Source organism: Mesorhizobium sp. W067, assembly GCF_054719525.1.
The window spans coordinates 44,374-60,784 of sequence record NZ_JBTTII010000001.1 but is presented as its reverse complement, the minus strand read 5'-3'; the positions used below and the strand labels follow the sequence as shown (position 1 = coordinate 60,784).

Sequence of the window (16,411 nt, the reverse complement as noted above, 5' to 3'; positions counted from 1 at the left end):
CAAACCGAGGCAGGATTCGCGCAACGGCATGACAACCGGATCGCTTATCCCAGGCCAGCTTTGAAAGCCCGGCAGATCGATCCCATGGAGATGCCTTCATTGGCAGAATAAACCCCCGCCTTGCCGTCTAGCGGCGATGCGTTCTCGACATATTTGTGATGGATGCCCACGACTTTCCAATTGCGATTGAACACCGGGCTGCCTGAGCTGCCATTGTCGGTCGGCGATCGATAGTGCATGCGCTGCGGCTTTGCTTCCGCCAGAGGCTCGAACGCCACAAGCCGGCCGTCGAGGAACGAAAAAGAAATTTCCTGCCCCATCGGATGTCCAATAACGACCGCGGTTGGATCGGGCGGCATCACCAACGGCAAATCCACCACTTCCAAAGGATCGATGTCGGATACGTCTTTGTTGAGCTTCAACACGCTGCAATCGTGAGTTCCTACGGAAAGACACTTCACAATCTTCGCCACCGTGTAAACCTTGTTGCCGGGCTGAAGCTGGAACGTGACCTGAACATCTCCCGGCAATGCGGCCCCGCTCTGCGATGGATCGCTGACCACGTGAGCGTTGGTTATCACGACCTGCCCGATTGCGGGGTCGAGCCCAATGTCGGCCGCGGAGACGAGGAAGCCCGTGCCAAGGGGGGCAAAGCCGGAACGAATCATCGCGATCGATTCAGCCGACTTCATCGCAAATCGTAGCGCCACGAGTGAGACCGGGGGCGTTGTGCCGATCAGGGCCTGAAGCTGGTCGGCATTGCCTTTCGTCAAATGGAAGCCTCCCCCCATCTCCACGAGAGCGTCCAGAACGAGGCCTCCGATTATGGCGCCTTCCTCGATCTCGCCAATGCGCCATATTTGCGAAAGCTGCCGATGCGCGCTGGCAAGGGTAAAATTGTCGGTGCGCTCGGACCCGATCGCCTTTTGATACCAATCACGCGCCCCTGCATAGTCCTGAAGCGCTACGCACATCTCGCCTGCCGCTGTGGGGATCCACGGGTCATCGTTGCCGTCGCCGCGATAGTCAGCTGCCATGCGTTTCAGAATATCTTTGGCAAGCTCGGTCTTCGAGCCGAAATCATGGCGCAGCTCGTGGCTTTCAGCGAGGTGTGCCACGGCAACGATCTGCGTCCCGTGCCATGCCAGCATTCCGACATCGTCGGGATTGGTTTCCAATCCTTTCGAGTAGCACTCGTAGGAGCTCTTTAATGCTCTCTTTGCTACATCGAGGCGCTTTTGTCCTATCGCCTCATAGGCAATGTCCTTCCATGCCCTCCCGCGTATGCCATGAATCTCCGACGCTTCCTTGGCGAACTCCTCGGCCGAGGCCTCCAAAGCAAGATTTCCCAGAATGCCGATTGCGGCCACCTGATTGCCGCGGTCGACCAGGGCTTGCGCATAGATGGTCCAGATACGCGGCGTGCAGTAACCGGCCTTGATGAAGGTCTCACCCAGCATCTGTATCTGGTCGTACCTGCGGTTGCGCCGAAGTTCTTTCATCAGCGCCGCGCCAAGCGCCCCCGCGCTGTCCGAAGGCTCCGGCAGGGCCATCCCCAGCCGCTCGCAGAGTTCTCGCAGTTCCCTCAGATCATACCTGCGATTGGCCGAAATTGCCTGTTCGATGAGTTCCTTGTAGTCGTCCATTGTCTTGTTCCCCGTCCCTACGGCTCTCTTGCCTGTGTCATTCGGTCCGCCGCCGGCCCGTCAGCCGCAATGAAATCATAGGGGCTGCGAGATATCCCTCGATCTGAAGCAGCGCAGTACGTCTCCTGCCGGCACTGCGCTTGCTCGCAGCTGGTTCGCGGCAACACGGCTTCCGGAGAAATCGTCCCGGGTTAAGTGAGGGGTATGTCATGGACCATATCCTTGCCTCCATTCTGGTGGGTAGTCGCTACATACGGGAGATCCACTTGCGCCAGGGCCCGAAGCATAGGTGTACCAAAGTCGGCTACCTATAGTGATGAAAGTCGACTTCCAATTTTCTTTCTATCGCAGTACTTTTAAGCGGCTGCATAATGGAAAGCTGGAATCCGATGGAAGGCTCAACACCCACAATATCCGACCATGGCCAGAGACGTTTTTGACGAATTTCCATCAGTGTCCATTGCCGACGCGAATGAAACTGAAGCTTCTCTGTCTGGCGTTACATCATCTATGGCTACGGCTCCAAACATCAAGCCATGCTCTATAGGTAAAATTGATATATCTAGATCACTTGCCGGAGACTGAAAAACTATACTTCCGATTTTTACATCGTTACCTTCATCTAAGCTTGGAAAGTATACATCAACTAATTCAACCCCCTTAACAACGTGAGCGCACGTTACAATAACAATCCCCGAACCATAGCCCTCAATGACATCGGAGCCTTTCATTATAAAACCCGTTCCAACCTCCCGAACACCTCCGCTGGCACGCCGGATTACTACCGACCGAGATCGGTCGGAGGCAATTTTATACCAATTCTCATTGGCCTGCCAAAAATCCTTCAGCTTGGGCGGCAGCGAGGCGATCGACACCTTGTCATCGATAATGACGCCGAACATCGGCTTGTCGAGCTTGTGGGCGAGCATCAACTCCTTCTCGCACCATTCAGATCCAACCATGCCGCGCTGACCAGGAACAGCACCGCCTGGCAGCGATTGGCCGCCTCGTGCAGTGCGCGCTCCCAGAGCTGGCCGGCGACAATGCCGCGCTCCGGGTCCAGATCGAGGAAATAGTCGTCCCAGCCATTGGAAATCAGCCAGTCGCGTATGGCACGCGCCTCGGCATTGTTGCGGCTCGAATGGCTGATGAAAATGCGTGACACGTTATCGCCCCCCAGCGACAATAAATACTGACACACATCGTCATGCGGGGAAAGTATACGAAGAAGAAATAGCGAAGAGATCGGGGAAAATTGAAGGACTGCTATCAACCACCTGAGAGTCGCGAGTAGAGCATGGAGCAGCCAAACGTGCGATCAGCCTGGTGAAGGCATGACTACCCCACAGGCAAATCCAGCTGGGCCGATGCCGAGTATTCACTTTCATTTCAGGCACAGTGCGATACCGCCATTGGCCCTTGAACGGTCAAAATCGAGGCGTACCATCGCGGTATCTGAAACTGAGTCTGTTTTCATTCGTCTGGGCTAATGTCCGGATCGGATTGGGTATTTTCCTTGGCAATGGATGCAACCCGCGGCGCAGCGATGCGCGGCAAATCGTTTGCCCATGTGGCGGAGGCGTCCTGGGTCAAGGGCCTCAGCACGCTGCTGCGCATCGTGCGCATGACGCTGCGCCATCCCTGGCAAGTTGCGATCACCATCGCCTCGACCTTCATTGCCGCGACGCTGCAGCTGTTCATCCCGCGCCTGCTCGGCCACGCCATCGACCAGGCGCAAGGCGTGATGGCTGGAGGCGGCGGCGCGGCGGCTGAGCAGGCGCTGTGGACGACGGCGATCACCTTGCTCGTCGTCAGCATTCTGCGCGGCCTCTTCACCATGGCGCAGAATTATTATGGCGAGGCCGTTGGCCACCGCACCGGCTATGAGCTGCGCCTGGCCTTCTACGAGAAGATCCAGCGGCTGAGCTTCTCCTTCCATGACCGGGTGCATACCGGCGACCTGATTACGCTTGGCCTGCTCGACCTCGACGGCGTGCGCATGTTCTTTTCCACCGGCATATTGCGCGTGGTGCTGCTCGGCGTGCTGATCGGCGTCGGCTCCTATCTCCTGATCAGCACCGATCTCGAGCTCGGGCTGCTCAGTCTCAGTTTCGTGCCGTTCGTCGCCTGGCGCTCCTCGGTCACACAGCTCAGGCTGCGCAGCACCTGGCTGACGCTGCAGGAGCGGCTGTCGGTGCTGAGCCGGGTGATGGACGAGAACCTCGGCGGCATCCGCGTCGTGCGCGCCTTTGCGGCGCAGCGGCATGAGCTGGAAAAATTCGACCGCGCCAAGAAGTCGGCGCTGGAGCTTGCCGACCAGCGCGTCGACATCCGCGTCTCTAACACCAGCGCCATGAATTTTTCCTTCCTGGCGGCCATGGGCCTGGTGCTGTGGTTCGGTGGCCAGAAGGTAGATGGCGGGCCAGATCAGCGTCGGCACGCTGGCGCAGTTCCTCACCTTCATGACCATCCTGCAAATGCCGGTGCGCCAGCTCGGGCTGATGGTCAACTCGTTCGCCCGCGCCTCGACCTGCGGCACAAGGCTGTTCGAACTGCTTGACACCGAACTCGACATTCAGGATGCGCCCGATGCCAAGGATCTCGTGGTGACCGAAGGCATGCTGCGCTTCGACAATGTCGGCTTCCGCTACGCGGGCGCCGGCGGCCGGCCGGCACTGTCGGGCATTTCCTTCGAGGCCCGGTCCGGCGAGACGGTCGGCATTGTCGGCCCGCCGGGCAGCGGCAAGTCGACCATCGCGCATCTGATCCCGCGCTTCTACGATGTGAGGTCAGGCGCGATCACCATCGACGGGCAGGATATACGCGAGGTCACGCTGCAATCGTTGCGCAAGGCGGTCGGCGTCGTGCAGCAGGACGCCTTCCTGTTCACCACCTCGATCGAAAACAACATCGCCTATGGCAATCCGTGGGCGCGCGAGACCCGCATCGGGCAGGCGGCTGAATACGCCCAGCTGCACAATTACATCATCGGGCTTCCGGCCGGCTACACCACGGTCGTGGGCGAGCGCGGGTCATCGCTTTCCGGCGGCCAGCGGCAGCGCCTGACCATCGCCCGCACCCTGATGCTGCGGCCTTCGGTGCTGGTCTTCGACGATTCCACCGCGGCTGTCGACGCCGGCACCGAGCAGCGAATCCGCACCGCGATGAAGCGTTTCGCCAAGGACCGCGTGACGCTGATCATCTCGCACCGGCTGAGTTCGCTGATGCATGCCGACCAGATCCTGTTCATCGAGAATGGCCGCATCGCCGAGCGCGGCACGCACCAGGAATTGCTGGCGCTGGGTGGTCGCTACCGCGCGCTTTACGACCTGCAGCTGCGGCCGGACGACGATTTGCCGGTGGCGGTGGGAGCCGCATAATGTCGACACCGGGTCACGACGAAAAAGAAGACACCAGCCGGCGGCCCACCAGGGCCGTCGTCGGTTCGCACCGCGACGAGGAAGAGGTCTTCGGCAAGGTCTACGATCCGCGCATCGTGCGCCGCATCTGGAGCTTCGTGAGACCGTATCAGGGCCGGATCTTCATCTCGGTGGCCGCCGTTTTGGTGTTCACTCTGACGCAATTGGCGATCCCGCTGGTCATCCGTTACGCCATCGACCACGGCATGGCGGCGGGCAAGGCCGACAGCTCCGTCATGAACTGGGCGATCGGTGCCTTCGCCCTGATCATCCTGATCAACTATGCCGCCAGCTATGTCCAGGAAAGCGTCGTCGGCAAGGTGGCCGAGAATGTGCTGTCGGATTTGCGCCGCGCCATGTTCAGCCATCTGCAGCGCGTCTCGCTGAGCTTCATGGACAAGACCGAGGTGGGCCGGCTGATGTCGCGCCTGCAGGGCGACGTCAATTCGATGCAGGAATTCCTCGAGACGTCGGTCATGTCGGTGGGCGACATCGTGCTTCTTTTCGGCATTGTCAGCGTGCTTTTGTGGCTCGATTTTCGTCTCGGCCTGTTGACGCTGTCGACCATGCCGGCGCTGTTCATCGTGCGCCTGTTCTGGCTGCCGCGCGCCAAGGTCGCCTTCATGGCCGCGCACGAGACCAACTCGATTGCCAATGGGGCGCTGGCGGAAGGCATCCATGGCGTGCGCACGGTGCAGAGTCTCGAACGCCAGCACGTCAATTTCGACCTCTATGACGAGAAGGTGCTGGCCAATCTCAGGGCTCACCTGACCTCGGCCAAATATGCGCAGGTGATGGTGCCGATCGTTGACACGCTGACCGGCATTGCGATGGCAACCGTGATCGTCGTTGGCGGTTCGATGGTGCTGTCGCACAGCCTCGACATCGGCGTCATGGTGGCGTTCCTGTTCTACATCCAGCGCTTCTTCGACCCAATCCGCTCGCTCACCATGCAGTACAGTGTCATGCAGCGCGCAATGGCGTCGGGCCAACGCATCTCCGAAGTGCTGGACGTGCCGGTCGACGTCAGCGACCGACAAGGCGCGGTGGCGCTGACGCGCGACATGGACGGTTCGGTCGAGTTCAGGAACGTCACTTTCGGCTACCGGCAGAACCAGCCGGTGCTGAAAAACATCTCCTTCCGCGTCAATCCGGGCGAGACGGTTGCGCTTGTCGGTCCGACCGGTTCGGGCAAGTCGAGCTGCATGGCGCTGGTGCACCGCTTCTATGATGTCTGGTCGGGCGAGGTGCGGGTCGGCGGCCACGATGTCCGTGACGTCACGCAGGATTCGCTCGGCGACCAGGTGGCGATGGTGCTGCAGGAGCCGTTCCTGTTTTCAGGCACGGTGCTGGAAAATATCCGCTACCACAAGACCGAGGCCACCCGCGAAGAAGTGGTGCGCGCCGCGCAGGCCGTCGGCGCGCACGACTTCATCGAGCATTTGCCCGATGGCTACGACACCGAGCTCGAGCAGCGCGGCGGCAATCTCTCGCTCGGCCAGCGCCAGCTGATCAGCTTTGCCCGCGCGCTGGTGCGGACGCCAAGATCCTGGTGCTCGACGAGGCCACGGCGAGCATCGATTCCTACACCGAGATGCTGATCCAGAAGGCGCTGGTCACGCTGCTGGAGGGGCGCACCGGCCTGGTCATCGCCCATCGGCTGGCGACCATACGCGGCGCCGACCGCATCATCGTTTTACAGAACGGCGAGATCGTCGAAAGCGGCAACCACGAGCAGCTGATGGCGGCCAAGGGCCTCTATGCCAGGCTCTACAACATGAACTACGCATCGTTCGACGATATTGCCGAGGAAGACATAGGCGCGCTGGCCGGCAAGGCGACGTGAGCTGCTGCCGGTTCGGCTCGACTGGAAATGGTGCGGGGCCAAAACTCGTCGTCGACCAATTCGGCTTCAGATGTCGACACGTTTAAGCTCGCCTTCCAGCGTAAGCTCGGCGTCACGCCTGCCGGCGCGTTCGGGTGGACGAGCCGCCGGCCGCCTTAAGGGCGATCCCGCGCAAATTCTGAATTCTACGCGCCGCCCAGCGCGCGTGATGGCACGCCGAGCTTGCGCCTGAACCTCAGCAAACGCCGTGATGATGGCTTTCGTTCCTTAGCCGTCGGATGAAAATCGCCGGGGAACAGGAAGGCTTGCTGGGAGTTTAGTTCTTCGAGCCGCGCCGTGAACGGCGCGGCAGCGAAGGAGACGGCATATGGGCCTGGGTACCATTCTTATTATCATCCTGATCATCGCGTTGCTCGGCGGCTTCAGCGGCCTCGGCGGCGGCCCGTTCTACGGCACTGGTTACTATGGCGGCGGTGGCCTCGGGCTGGTGCTGATCATCGTGATCATTCTGGTTGTTCTCGGGCGAATATAGCGTCGCCATTGGCGGCCGCCGAGTTTCTACGGCGGCCGCGTTTTCGCCTGACATCGAGGTTTGAAGACATGGCAGCTGAAGACATTGCTGGTCCGGACTGGGCCGGCGTCGGCGCGAGCGAGAGCGAACGCGACGAGCTGGGATATCCTAATGGTGGCACTATCCGAAGGCGGCGGGCGTAAGCTGCAGACCCCGACACCCGCCTGGCGGCCGTGGCGTTCATCGAGGCGGATCGGACGCTTCGAGAAACCCAGGACGGCGACGAGGCGGGTCCGGCCTTTCTCGCTATTGTCGACAAGGGCAGCATCGGCCTGAAGGCCGCAATGGCAGGCACGCCTTACGCCTGAACGCGGTCAACCCGCCGTAACTCCGCCAGCAGAAACACCACCAGCACGCAGCACAGCAGGCCAAGCGACAATGGCAGTCCCTGATGTCCGGTCAGTTGCATCGCCAGCCCGGCCACGGGTGAGCCGACGATGCCGCCTACCCCCCATACGAACGCGAAGGCGGCATTGCCGGAGATCAAGGCTTGACCGGTGAAACGCTCGCCGAGCTGGATCAGCGACAGCGTGTAGATCCCGAACGAGACCCCGCCCCAGACGAAGAAGAGCGGCCAGACAAGCCATGTAGCGAAGAGCAACGGCAACAGCAAACAACCGGCCAGGCAAGCCAGGACACAGAACAGCATCATCGGCTTCGAGCCAAACCGTTCGGCGGCGCGCCCAAGCACGACCTGCAGCACGGCATTGCCGGCGATGAAACAGGTGATGAGCGAAGCGATGCGCTGCTCAGTGCTGCCGAGCGCGGCACCATAGACCGCGAACAGCGAAAGCAGGACTTGCTCGAAGGCGGCAGCCGTGAAGACTGCGAACAAGAGCAGCGGCGCCAGCGCGAAGAAGCCGCCGACCGACACCGCTTCGCCCTCACGCGGCATGTCGGGCAGGCGTGGCGCGACGGCAAGCACGATCAGGCCGCAGACAAGGAAGGCCGCGCTGCCGATGATGAAGGGTGGCCATCCTTGCGTGCCGACCAAGCCTAGCGACAGCGGGCCGAGGCCAAAGCCGGCGGAAACGATGGAGGAGTATAGGCCCATGATGCGGCCTCGGCGTGCGGCGGGTGTGATCGAGACCAGCCAGGTTTCACTGATCACGTAAAGCGGATTGGCAAAGAAGCCGAGCAGGAAGCGCAACGGCATCCAGGCCCATACATCCTGCGTCCAGGCAATCGCGATCAGGACGGTTGCTGCCAGGATCGAACACACAACCGCAAAGCGCGCCGCGCCCACCCGCCGGACCAGCGCCGGCGTGAAGAGCGACGATATAATGAAACCCAGAGGCGTCATCGCGGCCGAGAGGCCGATAAGGCCCGGTGTCGTCCCTTGCCGTTCCAGGATGAAGCTGAGCAGCGGATACGTCAGCCCCTGTGCTATGGCGAACACCGTAACTGTCGCGATGATGCCGGCCATCGCGGCCCATGCGATGAGGTTCTCCGGCGGTGACGTCGCGTCTTCGGCGCTCATGCCGACTTCGAAGCAGGATCGGCACGTTCCGGCAAGTGCAAATGCCGGCAAAACGCCGCGGTACGCCCAAACAGGCGGGCGGGTCTTATCCGCGACATCAGCTCACACTTGCCAGAAGCGTTTGACGATTTCGGCCTCGACCTGGCGTCTGGTCAGACCGATATCGTCGATCAGGTGCGGATTGGCCTCCGCCATCTGCTTGAGGTCCCAGCGAAAGCGTATCCGCTCGCGCCAGGCCGCGATCATGCCCCGCGGGCCCGTCGGACGCCGGCCCGATGACACCGCCTTTTCCGGCAAGGCTGCACGAGCAGAAGCAAGGGTATCGTTCATGGCAACCTCCATTCGGTTTGAGGGGCGACAGCCCTCGGCTTGAAAGAGGTTGAATTCTGCCGCATGCGGACGGCGCCGTAATTAAGCGCGGCCAAATAGTTCTCAAAAGTTCCAAAGCAGTTAGAGCACCTCGCCGATTCATCGAAACGACGAGGTGCTCAACTCCTTGTTTTGACGCCATACGTCCGTGAAGCGCTCTGCGCTTTCCCGTGGGAAAACCGCCTTCACACCTTTCCTGGAATTGCTCTATAGATGCGCGTTATGCAGGGATCGCGCTTTGCCTTTGGTCCGTTCGTGCTTGATCCGGGTGCGGGAACGCTCCTTCGGGACCAAGTTCCCGTCGCCGCCGGCCACCGCGGACTGCAGCTGCTGGCGGCGCTCGTCGCCCGGCCCGGCGAGATCGTGGCCAAGGCCGAGTTGATGGATGCGGCCTGGCCAGGCACCGCCGTTGAGGAAGGCAACCTCACCGTCCAGATTGCGCAATTGCGCAAGCTGCTGGGTCCGGCCACGAACGGCGGAGAATGGATATCGACCGTTCCGCGCGTCGGCTATCGCTTCGCCGGCGCCATCGAACAGCTCGGCGACGAGAAGCGACAGGCTTTGCCGCTGCCCGCCAAACCGTCGATAGCCGTGCTGCCCTTTGCCAATTTCAGCAACGACCCCGAGCAGGAAGCCTTCGCCGACGGGTTGACCGAAGACCTGATCACCGACCTGTCGAGGATCGGCGGCCTGTTCGTCATCGCGCGCAACTCGACCTTTGCCTACAAGGGCAAGGCGGTGGATGTGCGCGAGGTCGCCAGGGAACTTGGCGTGCGCTATCTCTTGGAGGGCAGCGCCAGACGCGCCGCCGGGCGCGTGCGCATCAACGCCCAGCTGGTCGACGCGCTGAGCGGCGAGCATTTGTGGGCAGACCGCTTCGATGGCGGCCTGGAAGATATTTTTGCCGTTCAGGACGAGGTGACGGCCAAGATCGTCGAGGCGCTGCTTGGCCGGCTGCGCGCGCCGCTGCCGCGCAACCGGCCCCGAAATCTCGAGGCCTACGATCTGTGCGTGCGAGCCCGCAACCTGATCGACGTCTCGCCGGAGACGGCGCGCGAAGCGCATCTGTTGCTGACGCGCGCGCTTGCGCTCGATCCGGACTATGCCGAAGCCTATCGCTGGCTTGCCATGAACCACTGGATGGGATGGGTGCATTGGGGAGAGCCCATTGAGCCTGCCCGCGGCCTTGCCCTGGAACTGGCGCGCAAGGCTGTGGCGATCGATCCCAACGATGCCGGCTGCCACTGGGTGCTTGCCAACCTGCTTGCCTATGAGCGCAGATTCGACGAAGCGGATGTGGGATTTGCCAAGGCGTTCGAGCTCGACCCGAACGAGGCCGATGCCTGGGCGACATTGTCCGACATCGCGGTCCTGGCCGGGCGCGTCGAGGACGGCCTCGACTATATCGGCAAGGCGTTCCGGTTGAACCCGTTTCCGGCAAGCTGGTACTATCTGACGCTCGGCCAGGCGCAATATGCGGCGCGCGACTATGAAGCCGCCGTCGAGACGACGCGCCGGGACGAGACGTATCGGACAAGCTCGCGCCGTTTCCTTGCGGCAAGCCTTGCGCAACTCGGCCGGATCGACGAGGCGCGCGCCGAGGTCGACCTGTTCCTTGTCGCGAACCCACATTTCACCACCCGCCACTGGGTCGAGACGGAGCCGTTCCGCGACACTGCCACGCTCGACCATTTCGTCGATGGCTTCCGAAAGGCCGGACTTCCGGAGTGACGGACCGGCGTGCTCGATCGATGCAGGCACCGTCGGTTGCGGCTCAACTGCCAATGTTTGCAAGTCGCGAGGCCGCTGACCGATCTTGCTTCCGCGAGCAGTCATCCAACAGCGATTGCAGCGAAGCGGCGCGCGAAACCTCTGTCACGGTGAAGCCGGCTGGAACGATCGATCCGGCCGCGGGTGAGCGCTGGGTGGCGGCGGGCGACTACCTGTTGCGCTCTCGTCTGCAATGCCGGCATCGCGGTCGCCGTGGGCAATGATCGGCTTGCCTCGTTGAGCTTTCAGCGACGCGCTCCGACAACTCGCGATGATTTTTCTAGATGCCGGATGATTTTTCTAGATGCCGTTTGTCGAAGCACGATCTTTTCCGAAAGCCGGTTCCCACTTTTCGGGATCATGCTCTAGCGGCTGTCTGTTTCTTGTTGCTCGCGTGATCGGAAGTCACCCGCACAACCTGGTTATCTGAGCGCCCTTTAGCTTTCCTTGTTTGAGGTCGGCGGCGGGAGTAATAGTCGCCACGGAATTGCGAGGAGGAAGAGATGACGCTGAACTTCGACCCGAAGGCGAAGGCCACGGCGCTTTACCATGGCGAATTCCGACCGATGTTCATTGGCGGCAAGTGGGTCGCGGCGCAGTCCGGCCACGGCATGCAGGCACTCAATCCGGCAACAGGCGAGGTGCTGGCGACAGTGCCGCGCGGCGGGGCTGCCGATATCGACTCGGCGGTGGCCGCCGCGCGCGCGGCCTTCGAAGGCCCATGGTCCAAATTCTCGCCCTACGAGCGGCAGTGCGTGCTGCTCAGGATCGCCGATCTCTTCGAGACGCATTGGGAAGAGCTCAGCGTTTCCGACACGCTCGATATGGGGCTGCCGATCACGCGCACGCTCGCCAACCGGCGCCGCGTCATCGGCATGCTGCGCTTCTATGCCGGCATGGCGACGGCGCTGCATGGCGAGACGATCGACAATTCGATTCCCGGCGAGATCGTCACCTTCACCCGGCGCGAGCCGGTGGGCGTCGTTGGTGCGATCATTCCCTGGAACGCGCCGACCGCCGCCTCGATCTGGAAGATCGCGCCGGCGCTGGCGACAGGCTGCACCATCGTGCTGAAACCGTCCGAGGATGCGTCGCTGACGCCGCTGCTGATCGCGCAACTGATGCAGGAAGCCGGCGTGCCCGACGGCGTCGTCAACGTCGTCACCGGCACCGGGGCCGAAGCCGGTGCGCGGCTCGCCGAACATCCAGACGTCAACAAGATCGTTTTCACCGGATCGACGCTGACCGGCCAGGCCATCGCGCGGGCAGCCGTGGCCAACCTCAAGCGCGTTTCGCTGGAACTCGGCGGCAAGTCGCCGATCATCGTCTGCCGCGACGCCGACATCGACAAGGCTGTTCCGATCGCGGCGATGGCGGTGTTCGTGCATTCGGGCCAGATCTGCATTGCCGGCTCGCGGCTGTTCGTGGCGCGCGAAATCCATGACGAGTTCGTCCGCCGGCTCGCCGATTTCGCCGGCAGACTGCGGATCGGCCATGGCATCGAGGCAGAGACGGAAATCGGACCGCTCATCAATGCCAGGCAGGCAGCCAAGGTGGAGGGCTATATCAGGGCCGGCAGCGACGAAGGCGCCGAACTGGTCGCCGGCGGCTCGCGGCTGACCGGCGAGCTCTACGATGGCGGCAACTTCATTGCGCCGACGGTCTTCGGCGCCGTGTCGGACCAGATGACCATCGCGCGCGAGGAGATTTTCGGCCCGGTCATTTCGGCGATGCCCTTCGACACGCTCGACGAAGCGGTGGCGCGTGCCAATGCGACGCCCTATGGCCTGGCCGCCGGCATCTTCACGACACATCTGGGCACCGCGCACAAGCTTGCGCGCCGCGTCAAGGCCGGCTCGGTCTGGGTCAACATGTACCATGCCATCGACCCGGCGGTGCCGTTCGGCGGCACGAAGATGTCGGGTTATGGCCGCGAGGGCGGCATCGAGCATCTGCACGAGTATCTGGAGACCAAGTCGGTCTGGATCCAGACCGACTGATATTCGCGCGGCGTACTCTGCGAATCACGATGAAACCACAACGGCCAGGACGGCGGCGCAGTCACCGGCTTTGACCAGGCCGGGGAAATGCCGCGCCGCCAGAATGCCGGACATTTTTGCCCGGATTTCCTGCGGAGCGATGCCGGTGCGGCCGGTGGAATGGATGCGCGCCAGCACCGAGCCTTCTTTCACAGGCTCGCCGAGATCGACCATGGTTTCGATCATGCCGTCCTCCTCGGCGAAGGAGAAACAATCGCCTGACGGCATGTCGAGCCACTGAGTTCTGCCCTTCTCGACCGCACCATCAACAATGCCGGCATGGCGCAGCACATTGCTGATGCCGCGCCGCGCGATCCGCACGGTCTGGGCACGCGAGGTGCCGCCCCCGCCAAGCTCGGTGCTGACGAAGACCTTGCCCATTTCCTCGGCCGCCGTGTCATACATGCCGACGGAGTCAATCTCGATCATGCGCATCGAGAACGGGGCCGAGAACGCGGCGACCGCGTCGAAGGCTTTCTGCTCCAGCGCCTTGTCGGGCACCGTGTGGGCGGCACAGAAGGGCACGAAATCCAGCGTCCTGCCGCCGGAGTGGAAATCGAAGACGAGGTCGGCGCGACGCAGCAGTTCGCGTTGAAAGTAGTCGGCGATCTTCTCGGTCACCGTGCCGTCGGGACGGCCGGGAAAGCTGCGGTTCATGTTGCCCTTGTCGATCGGCGATGTCCGGGTGCCGGCGCGGAAGGCCGGATAGTTCATCGCCGGCACGATGATCACCGTGCCGCTGACCTGTTTGGGATTGAGCGTGCGGGCGAGATCGTAGAGCGCCAGCGGCCCCTCATACTCGTCGCCATGGTTGCCGCCGGTGAGCAGGGCAGTCGGCCCCTTGCCGTTGCGGATGACGCAGATCGGGATCATCACCGAGCCCCACGCCGAGTCGTCGCGGCTGTAGGGCAGGCGCAGGAAACCATGTTGCACGCCGTCCTTGTCGAAATCGACGGTCGGCGCGATCGGAGATGGGCGGAGGCTAGGCATCGGGCTCAATTCTTCACCACCAGTTTGCGCGGTACATTGGCGAGGCACTCTACACCGGTTTCGGTGATCAGGATGGATTCGGTGATTTCCAGTCCCATCGTCTCCAGCCACAGCCCGGTCATGAAATGGAAGGTCATGCCGGGCTTGAGTTCGGTGCGGTCGCCGGGGCGCAGGCTAATGGTGCGTTCGCCCCAATCCGGCGGATAGGAGAGACCGATGGAATAGCCGGTGCGGTTGTCCTTGACGATGCCATATTTCTTCAACACGGCGAAAAAGGCGTTGGCGATGTCCTCACAGGCATTGCCGGGCTTTGCCGCCGCCAGCCCCGCCTCCATGCCTTCCAGTGTCGCCTTCTCGGCATCGAGGAATTCCTGTGTCGGCTTGCCGAGAAAGACGGTGCGCGACAGCGGGCAATGGTAGCGGTTGTAGCAGCCGGCGATCTCGAAGAAGGTGCCCTCGCCCGACTTCATCGGCTGGTCGTCCCAGGTGAGATGCGGCGCCGAGGCGTCGGCGCCCGACGGCAGCAGCGGCACGATCGCCGGATAGTCGCCGCCGACGCCATCGACACCGCGCGTGCCGGCATCGTAGATCTCGGCGACCAGATCGCATTTGCGCATGCCTACTTCGATCTTGTCGACGATGCGCTGGTGCATGGCTTCGACGATCCGAGCCGCCTTGCGCATATAGTCGATCTCGGTTGAACTTTTCACGGCGCGCTGCCAGTTGACCAGCGCTGTCGCGTCGACGAAGCGGGCGTTGGGCAGGTGCTTCTGCAACGCGGCGAAGGCGGCAGCCGAGAACCAGTAATTGTCCATCTCGACCCCGATGGTCAGCTTGCCCCAGCCGCGATCACTGAGCACTCTGGCCAAAAAATCCATCGGGTGGCGCTCGGTCGACTGCACGTAGTGGTCGGCATAGCCGACGATGTTGTCATGCGCGAGATAGGCGGTGCGCTTGGCGCCATTGGCATCCTGGCCGCGGCCGTACCAGACCGGCTCGCCCGATGGTGGCACGATCACCGCCTGATGCACATAGAACGACCAGCCATCATAGCCGGTCAGCCAGGCCATGTTGGATGGGTCGCTGACAACCAGGAGATCGACGCCCTTCACCTCCATGGCTTTGCGCGTCTTGGCGAGGCGATCCGCAAATTCGGCGCGCGAGAATTTCAGGTTCGGTTGCATTGTTCTTGGTCCTCGTTTGTTGGGCCTTGCGACCAGCATCAGCTTTCAAAAATGGTTCCGGCATTGGCCGCCCGCGCCCGGTCGCGAGCGAGCGTGGCGATCGCCGTATCCTGCACGCCGGTGCCGGTGAGGTCGGCAATGGTGATATCGCTGGGTGAGCGCCTTCCGTGCCGTTCGCCGGCGATGATCTGGCCGAGTTCGGTGACCGCGGCATCGGCTCCCATCACGCCCGATGCGATGGCGTGATGCAGTTCTCCCAGACGCCGTGTCTGCTTGGCGCTGTCGGCGACATAGAGATCGGCCATGCGCAGGATCGCCGGCGCGATCTCGTTCTTGTGTTCGGCATCCGAGCCCATGGCGGTGATGTGCTGCCCGGCAACGACAAAGCCGGCCTTGATCAGCGGCTCGGTCGACGGCGTGGTGGTGACGATGATGTCGGCGCCGATGGTTGCTTTGGCTGCATCCGGCTCGGCGCGCACGAGAATGCCGAGCTTTTCGCGCAGCGCGCCTGCGGCCGTCTGCGCCTTGACCGCATCGCGCGCCCAGATACGTGCCTCGGCGATCGGCCGCACCAACATGAGTGCTTCGAGTTGCAGCCCGGCTTGCACGCCGGCGCCGAAGATTGCGGCGACGGACGAATCCGGCCGCGACAGATGCTTCGCCGCGACGGCGCCGGCAGCAGCGGTGCGGACATCTGTGAGATAGCCATTGTCCAGCAGCAGCGCCTCGACCACACCGGTTCTTGCCGAGAGCAACACCATCATGCCGCCCCCGCTGGGCAGACCGAGCTTCGGATTGTCGAAGAAGCCGGAGCTTATCTTGACGGCGAAACCGTCTATTCCAGGCACATAGGCGGACTTCACATCCACCTCGCCGCGCTGCTCGTGAATGTCCAACCGCAGGATCGGCGGCATCGCCACCGGCAATGTGGCGAGCGCGCGGAAAGCGTTTTCGACGCAGGCGACCGCGTCGAGATCGAGCGGCACGATTGTGCGCAGTTCCTTCTCGGTGAGGATGGTCATCGGACTCATGTGTCGCGCTCCGTACTAGCGCGCACCACGAAGGATAGTGTTCCGTCACACCCCCCTCTGGCCTGC

At 62.4% G+C, this 16,411-nt stretch carries 12 protein-coding genes and 2 pseudogenes; 6 read left to right on the top strand and 8 right to left on the bottom strand.

The features are described 5' to 3' along the window. Positions 1-44 precede the first annotated feature (44 nt). From ACYG97_RS00280 to ACYG97_RS00270, 3 genes are all read right to left on the bottom strand, one after another. Positions 45-1,646: a S1 family peptidase gene (locus tag ACYG97_RS00280; RefSeq protein WP_023709996.1), complete on the bottom strand. Its 1,602-nt coding sequence runs from the start codon at positions 1,644-1,646 to the stop codon at positions 45-47. Positions 1,647-2,044: 398 nt separating this feature from the next. Beyond that, on the bottom strand, positions 2,045-2,575 hold the full coding sequence (locus ACYG97_RS00275; protein ID WP_156937150.1) for a serine protease family protein: 531 nt from the start codon (positions 2,573-2,575) through the stop codon (positions 2,045-2,047). Further along, positions 2,575-2,811, bottom strand: a complete 237-nt coding sequence (locus ACYG97_RS00270) for a toll/interleukin-1 receptor domain-containing protein (protein WP_023709998.1) — start codon at positions 2,809-2,811, stop codon at positions 2,575-2,577. The genes ACYG97_RS00275 and ACYG97_RS00270 overlap by 1 nt, the downstream gene beginning before the upstream one ends. Before the next feature lie 381 nt (positions 2,812-3,192). Between ACYG97_RS00270 and ACYG97_RS00265 the strand changes: the two are divergent. The 4 genes and pseudogenes from ACYG97_RS00265 to ACYG97_RS00250 all read left to right on the top strand — a co-directional run bounded on the left by ACYG97_RS00265 (position 3,193) and on the right by ACYG97_RS00250 (position 7,790). Next, positions 3,193-5,026, top strand: a pseudogene (locus ACYG97_RS00265) (ABC transporter ATP-binding protein). Then, positions 5,026-6,911 (top strand): annotated as a pseudogene (locus ACYG97_RS00260) (ABC transporter ATP-binding protein). The pseudogenes ACYG97_RS00265 and ACYG97_RS00260 overlap by 1 nt, the downstream one beginning before the upstream one ends. Positions 6,912-7,278: 367 nt before the next feature. Next, positions 7,279-7,443 (top strand): DUF3309 family protein, encoded by a 165-nt coding sequence (locus tag ACYG97_RS00255; protein ID WP_023667887.1) that lies wholly within the window; start codon positions 7,279-7,281, stop codon positions 7,441-7,443. Positions 7,444-7,655: 212 nt separating this feature from the next. Beyond that, positions 7,656-7,790: a hypothetical protein gene (locus ACYG97_RS00250; protein WP_023682661.1), complete on the top strand. Its 135-nt coding sequence runs from the start codon at positions 7,656-7,658 to the stop codon at positions 7,788-7,790. Here the strand turns inward: ACYG97_RS00250 and ACYG97_RS00245 are convergent. Next, on the bottom strand, positions 7,781-8,962 hold the full coding sequence (locus ACYG97_RS00245; protein ID WP_023732226.1) for an MFS transporter: 1,182 nt from the start codon (positions 8,960-8,962) through the stop codon (positions 7,781-7,783). The two genes, ACYG97_RS00250 and ACYG97_RS00245, sit on opposite strands and share 10 nt — an antisense overlap. A 102-nt stretch (positions 8,963-9,064) precedes the next feature. Next, positions 9,065-9,292, bottom strand: coding sequence for a DUF1127 domain-containing protein (locus ACYG97_RS00240; protein WP_023692229.1), 228 nt, complete (start codon positions 9,290-9,292; stop codon positions 9,065-9,067). A gap of 252 nt (positions 9,293-9,544) precedes the next feature. Here ACYG97_RS00240 and ACYG97_RS00235 point away from each other — a divergent pair, with 252 nt between their 5' ends. Together ACYG97_RS00235 and ACYG97_RS00230 are read left to right on the top strand one after the other, a co-directional pair. Continuing rightward, positions 9,545-11,062, top strand: coding sequence for a winged helix-turn-helix domain-containing tetratricopeptide repeat protein (locus ACYG97_RS00235; protein ID WP_031261859.1), 1,518 nt, complete (start codon positions 9,545-9,547; stop codon positions 11,060-11,062). A 542-nt stretch (positions 11,063-11,604) separates the two neighbouring features. Continuing rightward, the gene (locus tag ACYG97_RS00230; protein WP_023732228.1) at positions 11,605-13,101 is read left to right on the top strand and encodes an aldehyde dehydrogenase family protein; all 1,497 of its coding nucleotides are present in this window, start codon (positions 11,605-11,607) and stop codon (positions 13,099-13,101) included. Between the two features lie 24 nt (positions 13,102-13,125). Here the strand turns inward: ACYG97_RS00230 and doeB are convergent, their stop codons facing one another. Genes doeB through ACYG97_RS00215 form a run of 3 tightly spaced genes read right to left on the bottom strand, consistent with a single transcriptional unit; the run spans position 13,126 to position 16,345 of the window. Continuing rightward, positions 13,126-14,130: a N(2)-acetyl-L-2,4-diaminobutanoate deacetylase DoeB gene (gene doeB / locus ACYG97_RS00225; protein ID WP_023732229.1), complete on the bottom strand. Its 1,005-nt coding sequence runs from the start codon at positions 14,128-14,130 to the stop codon at positions 13,126-13,128. Positions 14,131-14,135: 5 nt separating this feature from the next. After that, complete coding sequence (gene doeA / locus ACYG97_RS00220; protein WP_023732230.1) at positions 14,136-15,314, bottom strand: ectoine hydrolase DoeA; 1,179 nt, start codon at positions 15,312-15,314, stop codon at positions 14,136-14,138. Between the two features lie 38 nt (positions 15,315-15,352). After that, positions 15,353-16,345: a cyclodeaminase gene (locus tag ACYG97_RS00215; protein WP_023732231.1), complete on the bottom strand. Its 993-nt coding sequence runs from the start codon at positions 16,343-16,345 to the stop codon at positions 15,353-15,355. Between the last annotated feature and the right edge of the window lie 66 nt (positions 16,346-16,411).

Coding starts and splice junctions, on each gene's coding strand:
- ACYG97_RS00230 (WP_023732228.1), top strand. CDS start 11,605: ATGACGCTGAACTTCGACCCGAAGGCGAAGGCCACGGCGCTTTACCAT.
- ACYG97_RS00280 (WP_023709996.1), bottom strand. CDS start 1,646: ATGGACGACTACAAGGAACTCATCGAACAGGCAATTTCGGCCAATCGC.
- ACYG97_RS00275 (WP_156937150.1), bottom strand. CDS start 2,575: ATGCTCGCCCACAAGCTCGACAAGCCGATGTTCGGCGTCATTATCGAT.
- ACYG97_RS00240 (WP_023692229.1), bottom strand. CDS start 9,292: ATGAACGATACCCTTGCTTCTGCTCGTGCAGCCTTGCCGGAAAAGGCG.
- ACYG97_RS00235 (WP_031261859.1), top strand. CDS start 9,545: ATGCGCGTTATGCAGGGATCGCGCTTTGCCTTTGGTCCGTTCGTGCTT.
- doeA (WP_023732230.1), bottom strand. CDS start 15,314: ATGCAACCGAACCTGAAATTCTCGCGCGCCGAATTTGCGGATCGCCTC.
- doeB (WP_023732229.1), bottom strand. CDS start 14,130: ATGCCTAGCCTCCGCCCATCTCCGATCGCGCCGACCGTCGATTTCGAC.
- ACYG97_RS00215 (WP_023732231.1), bottom strand. CDS start 16,345: ATGAGTCCGATGACCATCCTCACCGAGAAGGAACTGCGCACAATCGTG.
- ACYG97_RS00255 (WP_023667887.1), top strand. CDS start 7,279: ATGGGCCTGGGTACCATTCTTATTATCATCCTGATCATCGCGTTGCTC.
- ACYG97_RS00245 (WP_023732226.1), bottom strand. CDS start 8,962: ATGAGCGCCGAAGACGCGACGTCACCGCCGGAGAACCTCATCGCATGG.